We start from the raw sequence: 21,350 nt of genomic DNA on the forward strand, positions 1-21,350 counted from the left end.
CATGATTCATTAGCGTCAAATGGCAAATCAAGTTCATAATGATGAAGATGTTGACGCAAGCGTTCAAATTGAAGTTCTAGCGGAGCCTGATTCAGATTCTTTCGCAAGCTTGTAAATCTCTTCCTGCATATATTGGACGAATAATGCAAGGTACTGACTCTTATACAAAGCCGTGGGCACCGTGGCTTCGCTATACTCATCCAGGCTATGCTGCACGAGCTCTCGGAATTCAGTTGGAAGGTTATTCAACCCCCACTCACCGCCCTCCCGTTTCGAAGCGATGCCGCCCTCTCTAAGATAGAACAGCACTCTGCATAGATTTAAAGTATAGTACATGGCTGAATTCTGGATATGTTGGGCCGCATCCTCAATATCATACAGAATCGCCTTCAGATACAACTGCCGGTCAACAGGCGGAATGACCTCCCTCAGCGGCTTGCCGAACAACCGGATACCCCGGTGATAAGCAATGACAAGCTGTGCAGCCAGATCCGGGTCATTAACGCCCCCGCAGACATAATGCTCATCCTTCTCATATTTCTCCCTATGAAAGTCGGAATAATGGAATTCAATCGGGGTGGGATAACAGAGGTTTTGCAAGTTCTCGTCGAGAACAATGGTTAATTCTACCCCTCTCGTATTAGCCATCCCAGCATGAATGGCAAGAAGCCCTTTTGCTATTGCCTTGCAATGGTCCTGTGTGAGCCGCGTATCGATAACAACTAACAGATCAATATCACTTTTATAAGGATTGAAGCAGCCCATCGCCAAAGAACCATGAACATATATACCGACCAGCTTATCGCTCATTTCTCTCTTGAACAACGCAATGATGCTGTTTAATACATCCTGAACTTCCATCGAAACTTCCTCCGTATTGCTGATACCATATCTACTGATATATAGAATCAGCATTAATCCCCATTCAGAATCCATTCCATCGCAGCGGGGAAGCGCTCTCTCCAGTCAGGCTCGATATGCTTGCCATCCTGATCAATGATCAGCTTTTTTCTATCTTTGGATACACCTTTTTCCTCCAGCAGTTGAAGCATGCTCTCGTTATCACGTACAACATTTACGAACTGCTCCTCTTCCTTGGCCCCAATATCGAGATAGAACCGTGAGGCAGCCAAGCGATCAGAAGACAAGCTGTTCACATGCACGAAGAATGCTCCTCTGCCTATTTCGTATACAGTGGAAAATGCCATAATATTACCGAATACATCGGGTCTCTCCAATCCAGCAAAGAGGGAAATGTAACCACCCAGCGAGCTTCCGGAGATGTAGGTATGGCCTGGATCTGATTGGGTTCTGTAATGCTTGTCTATGTATGGCTTAAGCTCGTTAGCCAAAAATTCAACATACTTTCCGCCGTTATTGAAAGGAGTATATTCATCGAGCCTGCTGTCTCCGCCATTATCGATCCCGACAACAATCATGTGATAATCCGGATTCTTCGCAGCTAACCGCTCCATCGTCTCATCAATACCCCACTCCCCCGAGAAAGAGGTACTGTCATCAAACAAGTTCTGCCCATCATGCATGTAGAGAACAGGATAGTTGGCATTGCTTTCATTATAATTCGGCGGCAAATACACCCAGATCCTTCGCAATGTGTTGAGAGACAGCATGGGGAATTCCTCTGCGATCGTGACATTGCCGACAATCGTATGCTTTGCGTCTGATGGCAGCACTTTTCTCCAATCCTTAAAGGATATTTCATCTACCACAGGAGCAGCGCTCACCTGCTTCGAACTATTCTCCTTCTTAATACTGGCCTCACTCTCCTGCATGCAGCCTGCAGTAATGGCAGCCAGCAGCACCCATATAAGAGTAAAACGAAACTTGCTCTTCAAAACTTTCACTTAAACCCGCTCCTTGGTGACTTATCATATTTTATGGAATAAACTCAATTACATAATTATAGCAAATTGCTCAAATAAAAAGAAGAGACATCGAAGCAGCTGCTCCATGTCTCTTCCCTCTTTGTTCTGTTAACCGATAATTTCTGCTGTATCGCCTGTTGCAGCACCTGCTGCATTCGCTTCATCGGTATCGATATGCATATCCAGTGCAAAATCAGGTGATACACGGGCAATAACGTGCTCAAGCACAACCCCGCGTTCGCCATGAAGCCGGACAGACAGCCGCTGCTTGTCCGCGATCCCCCACCGCTCGGCATCGCTCGTATGGAAGTGTATATGTCTGGCGGCCACAATGACCCCTTCCTGAATCGTCACTTCACCTGCGGGCCCTTTAATGGTGATGCCGGCTGAACCAGCAATATCCCCTGATTCTCTTACGGGAGGATTGATACCAAGGGCGAATGCATCTGTGCGGGACACCTCAAGCTGCGTGCGCCCCCGTGTCGGACCCAATATTCGAACCTTTGGAAAACCACCTTTAGGACCGATGACCGCAACTGTCTCATTCGCTGCGTATTGCCCCGGCTGCGATAACGGCTTCATCTCAGTCAAGGCTGCTCCCTTGCCGAATAAAATCTCCACATGCTCCTGGGATAAGTGAATATGTCTGGCGGAAACGCCTACAGGTACGGTTTTCATCAGTTCATCGTCCTCTCGTGCGAATGGATTTAGTCGTCCCTTAGTACAGGAGTGTTAAAAGGCATACAGTCCGGAGACCGTATGCCTTGAGATCCTAGACAAGGATACTATTATTTGAATTCAGCTACCAGCTTGTCGAAGTGCTCAGGAGACAACGTAAGATCTTGGTTGGCAAGACCCTTCTCTTGGAAGCCGACAACGAGATCCTCGTACGATTTGCGTTCTTTGTTCTGGTAGATAAGGCCTGTCAGCATACCGTTCGTTTCCATGATCTTGTTCATTGCCGCAATCCGGTTCGTAGGATCGTAATCAGGGAATTGCTCCAGATTAACGATGTTCTCCTTGAACCAGTCGTACGTGTTCACTTTGTTGAATGTAACGCACGGGCTGAATACGTTGATAAGCGAGAAGCCTTTATGCTTCAAGCCTTCTTCGATCAACAATGTCAATTGCTTCAAATCCGTGGAGAAGGATTGTGCAACGAAAGTTGCGCCAGCAGACATTGCGATCTCGAGCGGGGAAAGCGTAGACTCGATCGAACCTTCCGGCGTCGATTTGGTCTTGAAGCCTTCCGCACTGCGCGGTGATGTTTGACCTTTAGTCAAGCCATAGATCTGGTTATCCATAACGATATAAGTAATATCCAGGTTGCGGCGAATCGCATGAACAGTATGACCCATACCGATTGCGAAGCCATCGCCATCGCCACCGGAGGCAATAACCGTCAGCTCGCGGTTGGCAAGCTTCACGCCTTGAGCGATTGGCAGAGCGCGGCCATGAATACCGTGCAGGCCGTAAGCATTGATATAACCGGAGATCCGGCCGGAACAGCCGATACCGGAGATGACTGCTAGACTTTCCGGTTCAAGACCTACGTTAGCCGCTGCGCGTTGAATCGCTGCTTGAACGGAGAAGTCTCCACAGCCTGGGCACCAGTTAGGTTTAACGTTATTACGAAACTCTTTAAATGTTGCCATCTTAGCTCAACTCCTTGCAAGCTTTATAGACATCGGAAGGCAGGAACGGATTACCGTCATATTTCAATACGCTGCTGATTTTCTCAGCTTGGCCCACATGCAGTTTCACTTGCGCTGCCAGTTGAGCAGTAGCGTTGTTCTCCAGAATAACCACTTTCTTCGCGTTGTCCATGTAAGACTTCACAAGATCAGTCGGGAACGGATGAATTTGACGAATTGTAATGTGGTTCGTTTTCAGTCCATCCTTCTCAAGACGAGTTCTTGCTTCGTCAATCGTTCCTCCGGTTGAGCCCATGCCGATGACCAGAATATCGGCCGACTCATGAGGAGCGTCAACACGGACAGCATCACGGATGTACATGCCGTTCAGCTTCGTAAGACGTTTGTCCATCATCTTCTGACGGTTAACGGAGTTCTCCGAAGGACGGCCGGTTTCGTCATGCTCAACGCCTGTTACGTGGTGAAGACCGCCTTTATCACCTGGGATTACACGGGGTGATACACCGTCTTCAGTTAGCTCATAACGTTTGAACAGCTGATGGGTTTCAAGCTCTGGCAGCTCACGAACGAGCTTGCCGCGATTGATTGCAATCTCGTCCAGCACAAGCGCTTCACAGGATTGCTTGCCAAGCGAGAGCTGAAGATCCGTCATAATAATAACAGGCACCTGATATTGCTCAGCCAGGTTGAAAGCTTCAATCGTGTCATAGAAGCAGTCTTCGATGGAAGCCGGCGCAATGACAATCTTAGGAATCTCGCCATGCGTGCCGTATACCATTGCATTAAGGTCAGACTGCTCTTGCTTCGTCGGCAAGCCTGTTGAAGGGCCTCCACGCTGCGTATTGACGATAACAAGCGGCGTTTCCGTCATTCCCGCAAGGCCGATTGCTTCCATCATCAGCGCAAGACCAGGACCGGCGGATGCCGTCATCGTCCGGACGCCGGCATAGTTAGCGCCGATTGCCATCGTTACAGCAGCAATCTCGTCCTCTGTTTGTACGACCGTACCACCAAGCGGCGGCAGCTTCTTGATCAAATATTCCATAATCTCGGATGCAGGTGTGATCGGATAGGCTGACATTAGACGACATCCGCCCGCTACCGCACCGAGTCCAATTCCTTCGTTACCGATCATGAACAGCTTCTGCTTGCCATCAGCAGGATCCAGCTGGAATTCTTCGATCGGACCGCCAGCAAGCTCAAGCACGAAATCCGCGCCGCGCTTAACCGCTTCAACGTTCTTCTCTACGATTGCAGCGCCCTTGCGTCCGAACTCTTCTTCTACCGCTTTGTTGAACACGTCCAGCGGAAGACCCAGAAGCGCCCATGACGCGCCTGATGCTACCATGTTCTTCATCAGCGAGGTTCCAAGATCTTCAGCGATGGAAGTGATTGGTACCGGGAAGAGCCGTGCATTGATCCCTTCAGGCAGTACAGGATTGAATTTTGCGTCTGCTACGACAACTCCGCCAGCGCGAAGCTCGTGTGCATTAAGATCGATGCTTTCCTGGTCGAATGCAACCAGAATGTCCAGATCGTCGGATATTGCACGAATCGGATGTGTGCTGATTCGAATTTTGTTATTAGTGTGGCCACCTTTGATACGGGATGAGAAATGACGATATCCGTACAAATAATAGCCAAGCCGGTTGAGCGCTGTAGAGAAAATACGGTCCGTACTTTCTACGCCTTCCCCTTGTTGACCCCCGATCTTCCAAGACAATTGACTGATCAAAATGTCCATCTCCTCTTTTTAGGTAAACATATCTCGACATTATACTACATAATAAATAAAAGTTTTCAATGATCAAATAAATTTTATGACTCCGGGTCTTAAAAAGCAAGGTATAAAAGCTATTTTTCACATAGTTCTTTTCGATTGAATCCATATCAGAAAGAGATCAAAGAATTCCCTGCTTTAATTCGGGAGATACGTTGTCAAAAACCGGTAAGTATTCTCAGCAAAAATAGCTTTCACCTGCTCGTCAGAATACCGTTTTACGAGACTGTCATACAAATTATATACCTCGCCGGGATGGGACAGACCAACAACATGGTTATCAATACCGTCGAAATCGGATCCGAGCATCAGATGATTGGCGCCGCCAAGCCCGCAAATATGCTCTACATGTCGCAATACATCGTCTACGCCGGCCTTCCCGTCCGCTCTGACAAACTGCGGCACATAGGTAAGACCGATTAACCCGTCCATAGCGATTATAGCGCGGACCTGATCATCGCACAGATTGCGGGGATGGCTGCAAATCGTCTGCGTATTGGAATGCGACGCAATGAGAGGGCGCTTCGTCACGTCCGCCATATCCCAGAATGACTGCTGGGACAGGTGGGACACATCCAACAGTATACCCAATTTATTGCATTCTTCTACAAAAGAACGCCCTTTGCCTGTCAGGCCGCCCCCTCGGGGCTCCATTGCCCCATCAGCGCCCCAGTTGGCGTTATTCCACGTTAAACCTACCGCACGCAGCCCAAGCTCGAACAGAACGCGAAGAAGCGCCAAATCGCCTTGGAGGCCGTCTGCGCCCTCAAGCGAGAGCAAGGCGCCGATCTCGCCATTCTCTCTGGCAATGCGCATGTCCTCCGGCCCTCTCACAAAACGCATACCGGGCGCGGCAACTATTTTGCGGTGAAAAAGGTCAATGCTGTGCAGAATCGGCACCACCGTCTTCTCCATCCGTTCAGGGATGTAGATCGCGAACGTCTGGAGCAGCGCTCTTGCATGGCGCAGCCGCGGCAATGTTACGTCAAGCTTGTTCGTCTCATCGTCTGCGAACGACAGTTCGGGATTATCCAGCAGCTTCCACAGCACATCACAATGAAAATCAGCAGTCCGATAACCGTTCATGAGCAGCATCCCTCCGAATACTTTAGTGCGCGCAAAAAAACCTGTCTACAAAGCCGTAAACAGGTCCACTATTCTTCTTCCATCTGCACGTGTACTATCTGGGCTCAACGATGAGCTTAATAGCGGTACGATCTTCTCCGTCAATGACAATATCCGTGAAAGCAGGGATACAGATAAGGTCTACCCCGCTCGGAGCCACAAACCCACGAGCAATGGCTACAGCTTTAATCGCTTGGTTCAACGCACCAGCCCCGATTGCCTGCAATTCGGCCGCACCGCGTTCACGTAATACACCGGCCAGCGCCCCTGCAACGGAATTTGGATTAGACTTTGCTGAAACTTTTAATACATTTACGTCCATGTAAAGTACCTCCTCGGGATTGATGGATGGATACCACTATTTAGATAGTATTCGAGAGAGGGGAGAAAATTCCTTCTTTCTGAGCAACACTTTACAAACTGTTCCGAATTGCGAGAATTTTCAAAGTTTCATACATGGGGTCTACATCATCAGCCAATCGGTTTCAGTCAGCCGGATTTTTTGAATCCGCTTGGCCGAGCCCGTCGATTCATCAATGTCTACAAGCACGGCGTGGAAATGCCAATTGCCTTCATCTACGACGAACCTCGTTGGCAGCTGCGTCTTGAACTTGTGTATGACAGCCGTCCTTTCCATGCCCAGCACACCATCCATGGGACCTACCATGCCGACATCAGTCAGATAAGCCGTACCGCTTGGCAGAATCCGATCGTCATTCGTCTGGACATGTGTATGTGTACCCACTACAAGCGATACTGAACCATCCAAATACCAGCCCATAGCAATTTTCTCCGAAGTCGCCTCCGCATGAAAATCAACCAGAATGCATTTTGTTTTGGAACGCATCTCCTCGATCAGCTCATCAGCCTTGCGGAAGGGACAATCGATCGGTGGAAGAAAGGTGCGCCCCTGCAAATTGATAATTGCAAGCTCCTTGCCATTCGCTTTAATGACCGCTGCTCCTTGTCCCGGCGCCTCCTCAGAAAAGTTAGCAGGACGCACAAGCCTTGGTTGATCATCGATCCATTCGAAAATATCTTTGTTGTCCCATGTATGGTTACCCATCGTAATGCCATGGACGCCTGCATCGAACAGCTCTTTCACGATGGCAGCTGTAATCCCCCGGCCTGCCGCGGCGTTCTCGCCATTGGCAATTACGATATGCGGGTTGTATTTGCTTATAAGTGAAGGCAGAACCTTCTTGACGGCGGTGCGGCCCACATTGCCCACAATATCGCCGATAAATAACACGTTCATCTCATAACCTCACCTAAATAGAATAGAAAAGTGGCTGACAGGCAGCCACTTTACTGGTTTATTGCAGATTTAATTATTTGGCGTATTCAACCGCTCGCGTCTCACGAATAACCGTTACTTTAATATGTCCCGGATAATCGAGTTCGCCCTCGATCTTCTTCGTAATATCGCGGGCTAAGCGGAATGCTTCCGTATCGTCGATTTTGTCCGGCTGTACCATAACGCGAACTTCGCGCCCAGCCTGGATTGCGTATGATTTCTCAACGCCCTCGAACGATTCCGAGATGTCTTCCAGCTTCTCCAGACGTTTGATATACGTTTCGAGCGTTTCTCTCCGTGCTCCCGGACGCGCTGCCGACAATGCGTCTGCTGCGCCGACCAGCATGGCGATGACCGATGTCGCTTCGCAATCGCCGTGATGGGATGCGATACTGTTGATAACGACCGGATGCTCCTTGTACTTCTTCGCCAGCTCCACACCGATTTCAACATGGGAGCCTTCCACCTCATGGTCAAGCGCCTTACCGATGTCATGCAGCAAGCCGGAACGTTTCGCAAGCGTAATGTCTTCGCCAAGCTCTGCTGCCATCAGACCCGTTAAATAAGCAACCTCCATGGAGTGCTTCAATACATTCTGACCATAACTCGTCCGATATTTCAGGCGGCCCAAAATTTTGATCAGATCTGGATGTAAACCATGAACGCCAACCTCGAATGTTGCTTGCTCCCCATATTCGCGGATTCGTTCGTCCACTTCTTTGCGAGATTTCTCGACCATCTCTTCGATGCGTGCAGGATGGATACGACCATCTGCAACCAGCTTCTCGAGTGATGTACGGGCAATTTCGCGGCGAATAGGATCGAAACCGGACAAGATGACCGCTTCCGGTGTATCGTCGATAATGAGATCGATACCGGTCAACGTCTCCAAAGCGCGAATGTTGCGGCCTTCACGTCCGATAATGCGGCCTTTCATCTCTTCATTAGGCAGTGCGACAACAGAAACCGTTGTCTCAGCCACATGATCCGCTGCACACCGTTGGATGGCAAGCGAGATGATGTCACGCGCTTTTTTGTCAGCTTCTTCCTTCGCTTGCTGCTCGATCTCTTTAATCATCTGAGCGGTTTCATGACGAACTTCCTGCTCGACGTTATTGAGAATAATTTGTTTCGCATCTTCCATTGTCAAGTTCGAAATACGCTCCAACTCTTGAAGCTGCTGCTTGTAGAGTGAATCGATCTGATCTTGTGTCTCTTCGATCCGCTTCTCTTTGTTGGCTACTTGTTCTTCTTTGCGTTCAAGCGCTTCTATCTTTTTATCCAACGACTCTTCCTTCTGAAGGAGCCGTCTCTCAAGACGCTGTACCTCATTACGACGCTCACGAATATCTTTATCAGCCTCGGTACGGAGCTTGTGGACTTCGTCTTTCGCTTCGACGACCGTTTCTTTCTTAAGCGCCTCCGCTTCCTTCCTTGCATTATCAATGATTTGCGTAGCGGCTTGCTCAGCGCTGGAAATTTTGGCCTCGGCGATTGACTTTCGAATAAAGTAACCGATCCCAAAGAAAATAACGCCAACAACGAGAGTGATCGGGATCCAGAACCCAATGCCCATGTTCTCACCTCCTCGTTGCATTCACCATAGCAAACGCTTGTGACGATATTTTGTTTTACAGCCGGTTGTTAACCCGATTCATTCATTAAAATTTGACGAAAAAAATCGTTTCGAATCAATTTTTGGAAGGAAAATCGATTCTATAAAGAAAGTATACAGGATCATTTTATCTTTTGTGAAAATCAATTGTCAAGCGCGGGACCCTCTTCGTCCAGCCTTTCCGCCTCAATAGCCGCTCCAAGAGCCTGTTTCACAACATCGCTCGGAAACCCTCTGCGCAGCAAAAAGGCCATCAGCTTGCGTTTGCGGTCACGGCTCTCCCCCTTCACATGCGGCCATTTCTTAATCGCGGCGCGTGTCGCCGCTTCCCTCTCCGCTTCTCTATCGAGGTTATCCGCCGCTTCCTTCGCCGTCGTCTTAGCGATTCCCCGCTGCTCCAGCTCCTGGCGAAGCAGCCTTCGTCCCTTCAACTGAGTGCGCATCCGCTGCGAAGCAAATCGGTTCGCATAGGAATCATCATCCACCAAACGCTCCTGCTGCAGACGCTCGAGCGCCTTCTCGCAAGCCGCTTCCTCTATTCCCTTGCGCGCCAAATAGCGGATGATCTCCTTGCTTGTACGCGGCCTCGCACCCAAATATGACAGCGCAAGTACGTATACGCGATGATCGCTGTCTTCTTCTGTTATTTGTCTCAACTCGTCGATAAGAATCTCTCTGCCTTTGAGCAGCCGGTAACGGATCAACAGATCCTCATGAACCGATGTCAACGGCTCCCTGCTGCCATTGACATACAGCAAGTAGCGTTGTTTCTCCTTGGGATGTCCCTCAACAGCAGTAATAAGCAATGCTTCGTCTTCTCTGCCTGCTCCTGTATCCGTCATAGACATCATTCCCCCTTTGCTGCACTTTCCTGAATGACCGATACGGTACAAATCGCTGCTGCAACAGACCATATTGTAACAGAAAAAGCACCTTCTCAGGTGCTTTTTCGGAGATCAGTATCGTAAAGAACGCATTCCGCTTATTCCAGATCGAAATCGTCTTCATCCTCATCTTCACTGAATCCGCCAGCGCCAAGAGAAGCGCCTGCTGCAACATTGCAAGCATCACGGATTTGTTTCTCAATCGTTGCTGAAATTTCCACATGATCTTTCAGAAACTGCTTAGCATTCTCACGGCCTTGACCAAGTCGCTCACCGTTGAACGAGAACCATGCTCCGCTCTTCTGGACAATATCCATCTCTACCCCGATATCGACGATGCTTCCTTCTTTGGAGATGCCTTCGCCATACATAATATCGATCTCCGCTTGTTTGAACGGCGGAGCTACCTTATTCTTAACGACTTTAATACGAGTGCGGTTACCGACCATATCATTGCCCTGCTTGATCGTCTCGATACGGCGAACATCCAGACGAACGCTGGAATAGAACTTCAATGCCCGGCCGCCCGGTGTCGTCTCCGGGTTGCCGAACATAACGCCGACCTTCTCCCGCAGTTGGTTGATAAAAATCGCAATTGTCTTCGATTTGCTGATTGCCCCGGACAGCTTGCGGAGCGCTTGCGACATCAGCCGCGCTTGCAGACCAACGTGCGAATCACCCATGTCGCCCTCAATCTCCGCTTTCGGTACGAGTGCTGCAACGGAGTCGATAACGATAATATCAACAGCGCCGCTTCGAACGAGCGCCTCCGCAATCTCCAGCGCTTGCTCGCCAGTATCAGGCTGGGAGAGCAGCAATTCATCAATGTTAACCCCAAGCTTGCCGGCATATGCGGGATCAAGAGCATGCTCCGCATCGATAAAGGCAGCTTGTCCGCCCGCACGCTGTGCCTCCGCAATCGCGTGCAGCGCAACCGTGGTCTTACCGGACGATTCTGGTCCGTATACTTCGATGATTCGGCCTCTAGGCAATCCGCCGATGCCAAGTGCAATATCTAATGCAAGGGAACCGCTGGATACGGTCTCGACTGTGAGCTGTGCGGACTCCCCAAGCTTCATAATGGAACCTTTACCGAATTGTTTCTCTATTTGGCGTAATGCCATTTCAAGTGCAGCGCGACGATCTGCCAACGAATCCACATCCTTCATTCATTTATAATATTATGATACCTTGTTTCGTTCCCGTTGACAAGACTTTTTACGAACATATATTCTTATTTCTCTCATCGGCCAATGAGCATAAAAAAAGAACCGCAGCAAAGTAATCTTCGCCACGGTTCTTCCGTTAACTAATGTCGATTATAGACGATATCCCCAGAATTGACAAGCCATTTCTTGCTTTTTCCGGCATTATACATGAGTCTTAGTGCCTAATCTGTTCATTATTCCCTGTTCTCAAGCCGCTGCCAGAGCCGGTACAATGCCGATTTCGCCGCCCTAAGCCGAATAATATCGCGGCTTCCGCTCAATTTCGCAGTATGTACGATGGTCTGCTTGCCGCGTTCAGCAATTCCGAAGTAGACGAGCCCGACAGGCTTCCCTTCCGATTCCGAAGGTCCGGCAACGCCAGTTAGCGATACGCCAAAATCACAATCGGTCAGCTCGCGCACCCGTTCAGCCATAAGCGCTGCTGTCGACTCACTGATAGCTCCCGGCGCATCTGTTCCCTCAAGCTGTGTCATGGGCACGCCAAGCAGCTTGTGCTTCATCATGTTCGTATACGTCACGACACCGCCCACAAATTCACCGCTGCTGCCCGGAATGTTCGTTATAAGCTCCGCAAGCAGACCGCCGGTGACACTCTCCGCGCTGGCCAGCTGGCGCCTTGAGGATCGCAATATGCGCACGATAGCTTCCTCCAGCGGAATATCCTCGTTTGCATACAAATGCTGCCCGACTCGTTCCTTAATCTGGTCCTCCGCAGCATCAAGACGTCCTGCAGCCTCGTCTGCCGAGATCGCCTTAGTGGAAACGCGTATCGCTACCTCGCCTTCCTTCGCATAGGGAGCTATCGTAGGGTCGCTTTGCCCCTCGATCAAGTCAAGCAGCGCTTGCTCCAGGCTGGACTCTCCAATGCCGGCAAATTTCAGCACCCTTGAGTAGAGCCGCCGCTCTTCTCCGGCAATGGAGCGGATCCATTCTTTGGCCGGGCCGTTAAACATCGGCTTCATCTCACGTGGGGGTCCAGGCAGAAGGACATAATGGGTTCCATCATGGCTTAGCGCGTTGCCTACTGCGAGCCCCGCATCGTTAACAAGCGGGCTGCTCCCTTGGATACAGTTCGCCTGTCTGCGGTTGCTCTCCACCATATGCATGCCGCGGGATGAGAACAAGGACTCGATCTTGGCCATAGAAGGCTCATGGATTTCAATTTCTCTGCCCAAATAACGCGCTAGAGCATCCTTGGTCAAATCATCCTGGGTCGGACCAAGCCCGCCTGTAAACACAATCAGCTCGGCGCGCGAACGGGCCAGTTCGATCGCTTGGTGTATACGTCCGGCATTGTCCCCGACAACCGTCTGAAAATAAACATCAATGCCAATATCAGCGAGACCTTGCGATAGATAGGTTGCATTTGTATTGACCGTTTGACCAAGAAGCAGCTCGGTTCCCACGGCGATGATTTCTGCGCGCATATAACAGCTCCATTTCTGCGTGTATTGAATGCAAGAACAATCTAGAATCTATACGGTAAGCAAAAGCACCATTCCTTAATCAAGAAGGAATGATGCTTTGTCGGACCAGCACCGTGTCATTACGAAAGCTGTATAATATCTTTATTCTTAAGAAAATAATCAATGCCTGAGTATACCGTTATCAGAGCAGCAACCCAGCTTGCAATAAGATCGAAACGGAAGTCAAGAAATGCAAACGGAAAATTATTCAGAAGCAGCGCGATAATCATCGTAATCTGAACAGCCGTCTTCCACTTGCCCCACTTGCTCGCCGCAAGCACGACTCCCTCCAGAAGGGCGATCTGGCGCAATCCCGTCACCGCGAACTCACGGCTTATAATAACAATAACGATCCACGCATCAATCCGATCCATCTGAAGAAGCGATATAAGGACAGCAGCGACGAGCAGCTTATCTGCCAGCGGATCCAGCAGCTTGCCCAGATTCGTAACGATCTTCCGCTTTCTGGCGATGTAGCCGTCAAGTCCGTCCGTGCTGGCCGCTATAATGAATATAACTGTGGCCACGACCTGATTCCATGTGATGGTGAAATCTGAAATGACGAGCGGCCCCAGATCGACATTAATAAGCAGCAGGACGATTATCGGTACCAGAACAATACGAACGATCGTAATTCGATTGGCTAAATTCACCTCAGCCCCTCCCCGGACATATCAAACTCATAAGCATGCGTTACCCGCACCTTCTGAATTTCGCCGATTCCCACTGTGCAGTTGGAGATAAACACCTCTCCGTCAATTTCAGGGGCATCATATGGCGAACGTCCGATATATACATCGCTTCGGCCATCATAGCGTTCTACCAGCACATCAATCTCACGGCCAATGTACTTGCCGCTATTATCCTTGGATACTTCACGTTGAATTTCCATCAGCGTGTTGGAGCGCCATTCCTTTACATCATCCGGGACTTGATCCGGCAGACGCACGGCAGGCGTATCTTCTTCATTGGAGTAAGTGAATACCCCAAGACGGTCGAACTTCATCTCGCGCACAAAATCACACAGCCGCTGGAAGTCTTCCTCTGTCTCGCCCGGGAATCCGACAATAATCGAGGTGCGCAGCGCTACATCCGGAATACGAGACCGGATTTTGGCGACCAGCTCGCGAGTATCCCGTTGACGTCCGGGACGGCGCATTCTCTTCAGAATGGAGTCCTCACTGTGCTGAAGCGGCATATCGATATAATTGCATACCTTTGAGTTGGATGCTATTGTGTCGATCAGTTCGTCGGTGAAGAAGCCCGGATAAGCATAATGAAGCCGTACCCATGCAATCCCCTCGACCTCGCTCACACGGTTCAACAGCTCAGGCAGCATGAATTTGTCATACAAATCCGTACCGTAGTTTGTTGAATCCTGCGCGATCAGACTTACTTCCTTGACGCCCTGAGACGCCAACTGCTGCACCTCATGCACGATAGAGTCAATGGAACGGCTGCGGAACTTGCCCCGCATGATCGGTATAGAGCAGAATGTGCAGGCATTGTCGCAGCCCTCGGCAATCTTGACATATGCTGTATATCTTGGCGTAGTGACAAGTCTTGGCAGCTTCTGATCGTAATCGAATGCCGGATTGCCGACCTTCATCGGCTTCTTCCCGTTAAGCGCTTCGTCCACGATATCTGTAATATGGTGAAAATCACCTGTGCCAACAATGCCGTCTATCTCCGGCATCTCTTCCATCAGCTGCTGTTTATAGCGCTGTGTCAAGCAACCTGACACAATAAGCGCCTTGAGCCGCGCTGTTTGCTTGAGCTCTGCCATATCAAGAATCGTATTGACCGATTCTTCCTTAGCCGCATCTATAAACCCGCATGTATTAACGATGATCACTGTCGCGTCATCGGCTTGATCAACTAAATGATAACCGCGCTCATGAATCAATCCGGACATTATCTCCGAATCCACAAGATTCTTCTCGCAGCCAAGTGTTACTACTTTTACTCTTTCAGTCATTGCTGTATCCCCCAGATCTACTCCGTAAAGCTATCGTTACAAGTATAATACAAGCTCTAATCTGCTGTCAAAATAGGAAAAAGTCCCATAAACCGCTGCGTTTCATGCTAGAATAGGGACTTCCGCCATATGAAGTAAAGGATTCACTAACGATAGTTTGTGAATTGAAGCTCTATTTGCAAGTCAGCTCCGCGCAGAAGTGCCATCACCGCCTGCAGGTCATCACGGCTCTTCCCGGTTATCCGAATCTGATCGCCCTGAATTTGACTTTTTACTTTAAGCTTGGAATCGCGTATGAGAATATTGATCTTCTTCGAGATATCCTGTTCGATTCCTTGCTTCAATGTAATGCGCTGTCTGACCGTTGCAGCTGAAGCGCCTTCAATCTTGCCGTACTCCAGATTTTTGATCGGAACACCGCGCTTGATCATCTTGGACTGCAGAATATCGATAACATTCTTCAGCTTATACTCATCATCGGAGACGACAACAAGCACATCATTCTCAAGCTTAATGCTGCTCTTGCTGCCCTTGAAGTCAAAGCGGGTTTCGATCTCCTTCTCTGCCTGTGTAATCGCATTAACCAGTTCCTGCATGTCTACCTTGGATACGATATCGAATGAACTTTCTGAACTCATGTATGTAGCAACTCCTTTTTTCCCATCTCTTTCATGTCACGTATTATAACCGAAAAGATAACACAAGAAAAGGCATCCGCTTCATTCGCAATGGATGCCTCGCATAGTTCGCCTAAATGGTGCGTGAATTGTCACAATTCGTATCAGGTGCTTGGAACCGCATCCGCCGCGACATCAACCTGCAATTTGCGGGGGCCTGATTTGTTGCCATCATCAATGACAACGCCATCTATCGACACTTCCACCAAATCCGCACGTCCCACATTCACAAAGACCGGTCCATCCACCTCGAACGACTTGGTATCGCCATCCTGCAACGATTCAGAAAGGAGCGATTCGCCTTTGCTATTCGTCTTCTTCACGCCGATCCAGCAAGCGCCTCCCGATACCTTAAGCTCTAGCTTATGTGTGCCGCTCGTGGATATCTCATAGTAATCCGTACGGCCTGAGCTGCGCTTCAGCGTCACTGTCGCCGCTGCAACAGGCGGTGTTACAGGATCTGGCTCCGGCGTAACAACATCCGGCTCTTTCGCCGTATTATTGCCCCCGGTATTGTTCGTTTTGTCCGTATTGCTCTTGTTGTCCGTATTATTCTTGTTAGGCTCTGGCTGCTTGGTTTCATCAGTGATCTTGGACTGGTCTGCCGAATCCGTATTCTCATCACCCGGCTTGTTAATGGCAAACACATAAACAACGACAACAATGAGCAGCAGGAATGACCACATCAGAGTTCTAAAGCCCCATCTGCTCCACCTGTCGGAACTTTGGGTTCGAGCCCGCCTAGGGCGCTGCATGGGTTCTGCAACTTGTTCGGCGACAGGCGCCGGCACTTCATTATTGTACAGACGCAGCACTTCCTCGGCATCCAGGCCAACCGCCTCTGAGTAGTTCTTCACGAATGCCCTTACATAAAAAGTACCCGGCAAGACGTTATAGTTGCCTTCCTCGATCGCTTCCAAGTAACGCTTTTGTATCTTTGTCAAGTCTTGAATGTCATCCAGCGTCATTTTGCGCTGCTCACGCGCTTTGCGGAGCAAGGCGCCCAAATCTGACATGACCACACCTCCTGTTCAGTTGGATTCCTTCTAGAAATCGTTATACCCCGTTGTAAAGGTTTCATACGAAATTTCTTCATCAGGTGTGTTGCGCAATTCAATAATATAATCAAAAGTGCTGTAGTCATACGAGGATTCCTTAATAAAAATATCAGGATGCTCAATGACCTTCGTGCAGGGCATAGCCATAATTTCTTGAAGAAGAGCATAATGCTTCTCATTCGAGCGCATTGTGCTTACTATGCCGTCAATAATGAAAATATTATTGTCATTCAGCTCTTCATCAGAAAGCTGGCTGCGCACCGTTTGCCTGAGCAAAGTGGAGGAGATAAACGTCCAGCGCTTATTGGAACACACGCTGCCGGCAATAATCGACTCCGTTTTCCCTACTCGCGGCATTCCTCTCAACCCAATGACTTGATTGCCCTCCCTCTTGAACACCTCTCCCAAAAAATCAACAAGCAATCCTAGCTCGTCGCGGGTAAAACGGAACGTTTTGCGATCATCGGAGTCTCGTTCAATATATCGGCCATGACGAACGGCCAGTATGTCTACCAGCTTGGGCTCGCGCAATTTCAGCACCGTTATGTTATCGACTTTCTTCAACATTCTTCCCAAAATTTCGATTTTCTCATCATCGTTGGTCTGGAGCAGCATACCGCGCGTCCGGTTCTCAACCCCATTAATCGTTACAATGTTAACCTCCAGCATGCCAAGCAGTGAAGCTATGTCCCCCAGCAAACCCGGACGGTTCTTGTAAATCTTATATTCCATATACCACTGTTTGACTTCCATGAGACACCCCACCTGGGAATATTGATAGATATTTGACTTTATGTATGACCAATGCAGGATGCAGCTTTCAAAAAAACTATTCTACAATATACACCAAATTCCTGCAAGACAAACAGAAAACATTGCAGAAAAGCCTCCTTCTCGGGAGGCCTTTCTGCTTCGAAGCACTACGATTGTTGAACAAGCTTGACCATCAGCCTGGCAATCGTCTTTTTCTCCTCTTCATCGCCGATATCCCAAAGTTCCTTCAGAACGCGTTCCTGTTCGTTTTTGGGATCGACCTTCTCATCCAGGAAGGAGCCGATCTCGAAAGCAAGCTTTGAAATCGTTTCTTCATTCAAACCGATGTTCTCAGCTTGTTTCACCCGATCAGCCAAAAATTGCTTCCATGTGTCGAAATTAGTGAGGACAGTTGTCATCTTCGCTAACGCCTCCTTTGCGTGTTGGCCGTTATCCGGCAACAATCGTATTGTACACGCAAAGCGCTCTTCTTATACGACGAAAATGCCGTTCAGAAAGTTTTGGGCGAAACTGTCCGTTATGTGTGCCAGCCGCCATTAGGACTAATGATCTGTCCCGTTATATAGGCAGACTCCGGCAATGCCAAAAAATAGACCAAGGATGCAATCTCATCCGGTTGAGCGAGGCGGCCTGCAGGAATCTCCGATTCCAGCGCTGATTTCTCCTCGGCGTTCAAGTTGTCCAGCATGACCGTATCAACAGCACCCGGCGCAACGGCATTGACCGTTACATGGGATGGCGCAAGCTCCTTGGCAAGCGCCTTCGTAAACGCGTTCATGCCGCCTTTGGTTGTGGAGTACAGCACTTCACAGGATGCTCCCGACAGTCCCCAGATCGAGGACACATTAATAATACGCCCGAACCGCTGAGCGATCATCGCCGGCATAAATATTTGGGTGCATAGAAACATGCCCTTCAAATTAACCGCCATCACATCGTCCCATGTCTCTTCCGTCACATCAGAAAGCATGCTGTAATGCGCAATACCGGCATTATTGACAATAACGTCCGGCACGAGACCGCTAAGCTCAAGCTTCTCCCTCATCCGCAGCAGCTGCTCCTTGGAGCGAAGATCCGCTGACACGGTCATTACATTCGCCGCTCCCAGACGCATGCAAGTGCGTGCCGTTTCGTTAGCCGCTTCATGCGCCTGATTGTAATGAATGACGACGCTCATGCTCTCCGCGGCGAAGCGGCGCGCAATTGCCGCTCCGATCCCCCGGCTTCCCCCCGTCACAAGCACCGTCATTTCCTTTAATGTTTTCACTATCCCTCTTTGGCGACGATGGATACACTCATCCGGCCCCAGTCAAAATGCTCGCGCATCCGCTTGTTGGCCTCCGCCAGCGTCAAGCTCTCGTAGATGGGGAGCAGCTTGAATAGATCCGCGCCACGGAACCGGTATCGCGTATACTCTCCGGCTATCGCCTCAGGGGAATTGAGCATGCGAAGGTATCCGCCGATTTTCTTCTTCTTCGTTCTCTCGAACGACTGTGCATTCAATCCGCTGGCACAAGCTTTATCAATCGCTTCTCGCAGCCGCGCAGCAAGCAGGTCAGGATCGCGCGTCTCGCCGCCGATAACAGAGAAAGCGTAATCCTCGCTGCTGTTGAACTCGTGGCCAAAGGAATCCGATATAAGATTATCATCATACAGCTCATGATAGATCGGCGAGCTTGACCCAAGCAGCGAATCAAGCATCAGCTTGGTCAGCAGTTCTGTTCTAAGCAGCACGTCCGGCTGCAGCGGCTCGCGATTCTCTTTGAAGCCGATCAGGCATTTAGGCAATGATACCGGCAGCACCGCTGTTTTGCGGGGCAGCTTGACAGAAGCCGGCTCCGGATCGAAGAAGCGGGAGATCGGCCCCTGCGGCTCAAAGGATTTGCGTGCCTGGTTATTGCGAATAAGCTCCATGACATGAAGCGGCTTAACGCCTCCAACGATAAACAGAAACATGTTGGACGGGTGGTAGAAGGTTTCATAGCAGCTGTACAACGTTTCTTTGTCAATCTGGCGAATAGATTCCGCAGTGCCGGCAATATCGATATGGATCGGATGAACGTGGTACAGCGCGTCAATAAGGCCGAAATAGACACGCCAATCCGCATTATCCCTGTACATATTGATCTCCTGCTCAATAATGCCCTTCTCCTTCTCCACATTCTCGTCCGTGAAATAAGGATTCTGGACAAAATCAAGAAGCGTTTCCAGATTCGCATCGATCTGCTCCGTAGCAGAGAATAAATAAACGGTCCGGTCAAAGCTGGTGAAGGCATTCGCCGAAGCTCCTTGGGAGGCGAAAGTTGCGAAAATATCGCCGGTTGGCTCCTCGAACATTTTGTGCTCAAGAAAATGCGCTATGCCATCCGGTACTGTAATAGGCGCTCCATTGCCGACGGCGAAGCGGTTATCGATAGAGCCATATCGTGTTGCGAAGGTTGCGTATGTTTTGCTGAAGCCTTCTTTGGGAAGAACGACAACTTCAAGACCATTCGGCATAACTTCGCGATATAAGGTTTCCTGAACTCCCGGATACGCTAATGTCTCCATACGCTATCCCTCCTTCCCGTCACGCAAGAAATAGATCGTATCCAGCTCGACCTTGCGCGCTACAGCAGCAATCTGTTCCGCAGTAACCGCTTCAACCTGCTGCAGCAGCTCGTCTGCCGACCGTTCTTTGCCGGATAGGATGGCATTAAAATCAAAGCTGATCATTTCATTCGCCGAATCCTTCAGCTCGCGCAAATGATTCGCAATCATGGCCTTTGTCTGATTCATCTCCAAATCGCTGTATTGCCCCGAGCGCATACTTTCCAGTTGCTTCTCAATAATGTCTGTTGCTTTGTCGAAATTCGCGATTTCGATACCCGATTGAATGGTGCATATGCCTTTGTGACCGTCAAACCGGGAGGCTGCGTAGTAAGCGAGACTCGCCTTCTCCCGCACATTCAAGAAGAGCTTGGAGTGTGGATAGCCGCCAAGAATGCCGTTGTACATCAGAGCAGCCGGATAATCGTCGTCCCCATAGGAGGTGTTGATCCGCAGCCCCATATTGAGCTTGCCCTGGCTGACATCCATCCGCTCAATAACGGTACGCACCTTGTCCGGAGCGCTTGCAGGGGGAGTGATGGCATAGGGAGAAGGCTCGCCTCCGTCCAGACGGAAGGTGCGCGAAATAATAGCCTTCACTTCTTCAAGCGTTGTATCACCGACAACATAGAGGTCAAATGCCGCTTGGGACAGCCAGTTGCGGTATGCAGCCGTTAACGACTCCGCTGTAATTCCGTCTATATCGTCAAACTGTCCCAGCGCATGCAGCCGGAACGGCTCATTATGGCACATTTCTTCAATACAGCGCTCTGCGGCGTAACGAATTTTATCGTTCACAATCGCTTCCATCCGTTTGCGCAGCGTCACCTTCTCTGCGTCTACGTACTTCGCCTTCAGCCGCTTGCCGTCATCAGTCGCCGGATCAGTCAGCACTTCTCCAAGCAGCTTCAAAGAAGCTGCTAACAGCGGCTCGTTGGAGGAAACGAAACGATCGTTGATCACATCCATGCGGAACTGTACGATCTGTGAATCGCCGCGTTTATAGACATCAAAGCCAAAGCCGGCGCCGTACAAGTTATCCAGGCGCTCGCGAAACGCTATTGTTTCTGGTGTTTCGGCCGTACCGCGCCGCAGCACGAACGGAATCAAGGCGACAGGCGTCACCGTTTCTTCCTTCAACGGCAAGCCTGCATACAATGAGATAGAGAACGTCTTGAATCGCTGTGTCGGCAGTACATGCAGACGTATGCGGTGAAGCTGTCCTCGTTGAAATTGGGATTTGCTCACGCTATAGCTTCCCCTTCCGCTCCGATTTATAGAGTAAATCTATTCCATTTTCCAATGATCTATTCCATTCTAACTGATCGGAAATGGAA

General features: G+C 49.7%; 21 protein-coding genes. All 21 read right to left on the reverse strand.

All coding sequences use genetic code 11. From position 1 onward, the window contains the following. Positions 1 to 63: 63 nt before the first annotated feature. The 21 genes from K0T92_RS00490 to yfmF all read right to left on the reverse strand — a co-directional run bounded on the left by K0T92_RS00490 (position 64) and on the right by yfmF (position 21,261). Positions 64 to 861, reverse strand: a complete 798-nt coding sequence (locus K0T92_RS00490; protein ID WP_219870462.1) for an aminoglycoside adenylyltransferase domain-containing protein — start codon at positions 859 to 861, stop codon at positions 64 to 66. Between the two features lie 53 nt (positions 862 to 914). Beyond that, on the reverse strand, positions 915 to 1,865 hold the full coding sequence (locus tag K0T92_RS00495) for an alpha/beta hydrolase (protein WP_219870463.1): 951 nt from the start codon (positions 1,863 to 1,865) through the stop codon (positions 915 to 917). 129 nt (positions 1,866 to 1,994) lie between these two features. Further along, a complete protein-coding gene (locus K0T92_RS00500) occupies positions 1,995 to 2,567 on the reverse strand; it encodes a phosphate propanoyltransferase (RefSeq protein ID WP_219871146.1) in 573 nt (190 codons plus the stop codon). Positions 2,568 to 2,674: 107 nt separating this feature from the next. After that, a complete protein-coding gene (locus K0T92_RS00505) occupies positions 2,675 to 3,541 on the reverse strand; it encodes a 2-oxoacid:ferredoxin oxidoreductase subunit beta (RefSeq protein WP_219870464.1) in 867 nt (288 codons plus the stop codon). Position 3,542: 1 nt separating this feature from the next. Beyond that, positions 3,543 to 5,276 (reverse strand): 2-oxoacid:acceptor oxidoreductase subunit alpha, encoded by a 1,734-nt coding sequence (locus tag K0T92_RS00510; protein WP_219870465.1) that lies wholly within the window; start codon positions 5,274 to 5,276, stop codon positions 3,543 to 3,545. Between the two features lie 183 nt (positions 5,277 to 5,459). Beyond that, positions 5,460 to 6,407, reverse strand: a complete 948-nt coding sequence (locus tag K0T92_RS00515) for a dipeptidase (protein WP_219870466.1) — start codon at positions 6,405 to 6,407, stop codon at positions 5,460 to 5,462. Between the two features lie 94 nt (positions 6,408 to 6,501). Then, entirely contained in the window at positions 6,502 to 6,768 is a 267-nt protein-coding gene (locus K0T92_RS00520) for a stage V sporulation protein S (protein ID WP_219870467.1), read from the reverse strand. Positions 6,769 to 6,909: 141 nt separating this feature from the next. Continuing rightward, on the reverse strand, positions 6,910 to 7,704 hold the full coding sequence (locus K0T92_RS00525; RefSeq protein ID WP_219870468.1) for a TIGR00282 family metallophosphoesterase: 795 nt from the start codon (positions 7,702 to 7,704) through the stop codon (positions 6,910 to 6,912). A 73-nt stretch (positions 7,705 to 7,777) separates the two neighbouring features. Beyond that, positions 7,778 to 9,319 carry a ribonuclease Y gene (gene rny, locus K0T92_RS00530; RefSeq protein ID WP_219870469.1) on the reverse strand — a complete coding sequence of 514 codons (1,542 nt, stop codon included), beginning with the start codon at positions 9,317 to 9,319 and terminating at the stop codon, positions 7,778 to 7,780. A gap of 182 nt (positions 9,320 to 9,501) precedes the next feature. Beyond that, complete coding sequence (locus tag K0T92_RS00535; RefSeq protein WP_219870470.1) at positions 9,502 to 10,200, reverse strand: RecX family transcriptional regulator; 699 nt, start codon at positions 10,198 to 10,200, stop codon at positions 9,502 to 9,504. Positions 10,201 to 10,340: 140 nt separating this feature from the next. Beyond that, on the reverse strand, positions 10,341 to 11,393 hold the full coding sequence (gene recA / locus K0T92_RS00540) for a recombinase RecA (RefSeq protein ID WP_219870471.1): 1,053 nt from the start codon (positions 11,391 to 11,393) through the stop codon (positions 10,341 to 10,343). 251 nt (positions 11,394 to 11,644) lie between these two features. Continuing rightward, positions 11,645 to 12,898, reverse strand: coding sequence for a competence/damage-inducible protein A (locus K0T92_RS00545; protein ID WP_219870472.1), 1,254 nt, complete (start codon positions 12,896 to 12,898; stop codon positions 11,645 to 11,647). A gap of 119 nt (positions 12,899 to 13,017) precedes the next feature. Continuing rightward, entirely contained in the window at positions 13,018 to 13,590 is a 573-nt protein-coding gene (gene pgsA, locus K0T92_RS00550; RefSeq protein ID WP_219870473.1) for a CDP-diacylglycerol--glycerol-3-phosphate 3-phosphatidyltransferase, read from the reverse strand. Further along, on the reverse strand, positions 13,587 to 14,915 hold the full coding sequence (gene rimO / locus K0T92_RS00555; protein WP_219870474.1) for a 30S ribosomal protein S12 methylthiotransferase RimO: 1,329 nt from the start codon (positions 14,913 to 14,915) through the stop codon (positions 13,587 to 13,589). The genes pgsA and rimO overlap by 4 nt, the downstream gene beginning before the upstream one ends. Positions 14,916 to 15,061: 146 nt before the next feature. Next, positions 15,062 to 15,553 carry a YajQ family cyclic di-GMP-binding protein gene (locus K0T92_RS00560; protein ID WP_219870475.1) on the reverse strand — a complete coding sequence of 164 codons (492 nt, stop codon included), beginning with the start codon at positions 15,551 to 15,553 and terminating at the stop codon, positions 15,062 to 15,064. Positions 15,554 to 15,696: 143 nt separating this feature from the next. Beyond that, positions 15,697 to 16,608 carry a helix-turn-helix domain-containing protein gene (locus K0T92_RS00565; RefSeq protein ID WP_219870476.1) on the reverse strand — a complete coding sequence of 304 codons (912 nt, stop codon included), beginning with the start codon at positions 16,606 to 16,608 and terminating at the stop codon, positions 15,697 to 15,699. A gap of 30 nt (positions 16,609 to 16,638) precedes the next feature. Next, complete coding sequence (locus tag K0T92_RS00570) at positions 16,639 to 17,403, reverse strand: DUF3388 domain-containing protein (protein ID WP_219870477.1); 765 nt, start codon at positions 17,401 to 17,403, stop codon at positions 16,639 to 16,641. 167 nt (positions 17,404 to 17,570) lie between these two features. After that, the gene (locus K0T92_RS00575) at positions 17,571 to 17,822 is read right to left on the reverse strand and encodes a DUF3243 domain-containing protein (RefSeq protein WP_219870478.1); all 252 of its coding nucleotides are present in this window, start codon (positions 17,820 to 17,822) and stop codon (positions 17,571 to 17,573) included. A 119-nt stretch (positions 17,823 to 17,941) separates the two neighbouring features. Beyond that, positions 17,942 to 18,673 carry an elongation factor P 5-aminopentanone reductase gene (gene ymfI, locus K0T92_RS00580; protein WP_219871147.1) on the reverse strand — a complete coding sequence of 244 codons (732 nt, stop codon included), beginning with the start codon at positions 18,671 to 18,673 and terminating at the stop codon, positions 17,942 to 17,944. A gap of 17 nt (positions 18,674 to 18,690) precedes the next feature. Next, entirely contained in the window at positions 18,691 to 19,974 is a 1,284-nt protein-coding gene (yfmH, locus tag K0T92_RS00585; RefSeq protein ID WP_219870479.1) for an EF-P 5-aminopentanol modification-associated protein YfmH, read from the reverse strand. 3 nt (positions 19,975 to 19,977) lie between these two features. Next, a complete protein-coding gene (gene yfmF / locus K0T92_RS00590; RefSeq protein ID WP_219870480.1) occupies positions 19,978 to 21,261 on the reverse strand; it encodes an EF-P 5-aminopentanol modification-associated protein YfmF in 1,284 nt (427 codons plus the stop codon). Positions 21,262 to 21,350: the final 89 nt, after the last annotated feature.

This window comes from Paenibacillus oenotherae (assembly GCF_019443105.1).
Classification (GTDB): Bacteria; Bacillota; Bacilli; order Paenibacillales; family Paenibacillaceae; genus Paenibacillus_Z; species Paenibacillus_Z oenotherae.

Excerpts from the sequence above, each read along its gene's own strand:
- K0T92_RS00545 (WP_219870472.1), bottom strand. The coding sequence starts at position 12,898 with ATGCGCGCAGAAATCATCGCCGTGGGAACCGAGCTGCTTCTTGGTCAA.
- rimO (WP_219870474.1), bottom strand. The coding sequence starts at position 14,915 with ATGACTGAAAGAGTAAAAGTAGTAACACTTGGCTGCGAGAAGAATCTT.
- K0T92_RS00535 (WP_219870470.1), bottom strand. The coding sequence starts at position 10,200 with ATGACGGATACAGGAGCAGGCAGAGAAGACGAAGCATTGCTTATTACT.
- K0T92_RS00565 (WP_219870476.1), bottom strand. The coding sequence starts at position 16,608 with ATGTCAGATTTGGGCGCCTTGCTCCGCAAAGCGCGTGAGCAGCGCAAA.
- K0T92_RS00515 (WP_219870466.1), bottom strand. The coding sequence starts at position 6,407 with ATGAACGGTTATCGGACTGCTGATTTTCATTGTGATGTGCTGTGGAAG.
- K0T92_RS00570 (WP_219870477.1), bottom strand. The coding sequence starts at position 17,403 with ATGGAAGTCAAACAGTGGTATATGGAATATAAGATTTACAAGAACCGT.
- ymfI (WP_219871147.1), bottom strand. The coding sequence starts at position 18,673 with ATGACGGTGCTTGTGACGGGGGGAAGCCGGGGGATCGGAGCGGCAATT.
- K0T92_RS00490 (WP_219870462.1), bottom strand. The coding sequence starts at position 861 with ATGGAAGTTCAGGATGTATTAAACAGCATCATTGCGTTGTTCAAGAGA.
- yfmH (WP_219870479.1), bottom strand. The coding sequence starts at position 19,974 with ATGGAGACATTAGCGTATCCGGGAGTTCAGGAAACCTTATATCGCGAA.
- K0T92_RS00560 (WP_219870475.1), bottom strand. The coding sequence starts at position 15,553 with ATGAGTTCAGAAAGTTCATTCGATATCGTATCCAAGGTAGACATGCAG.
- K0T92_RS00505 (WP_219870464.1), bottom strand. The coding sequence starts at position 3,541 with ATGGCAACATTTAAAGAGTTTCGTAATAACGTTAAACCTAACTGGTGC.
- K0T92_RS00525 (WP_219870468.1), bottom strand. The coding sequence starts at position 7,704 with ATGAACGTGTTATTTATCGGCGATATTGTGGGCAATGTGGGCCGCACC.
- rny (WP_219870469.1), bottom strand. The coding sequence starts at position 9,319 with ATGGGCATTGGGTTCTGGATCCCGATCACTCTCGTTGTTGGCGTTATT.
- K0T92_RS00575 (WP_219870478.1), bottom strand. The coding sequence starts at position 17,822 with ATGACAACTGTCCTCACTAATTTCGACACATGGAAGCAATTTTTGGCT.
- K0T92_RS00520 (WP_219870467.1), bottom strand. The coding sequence starts at position 6,768 with ATGGACGTAAATGTATTAAAAGTTTCAGCAAAGTCTAATCCAAATTCC.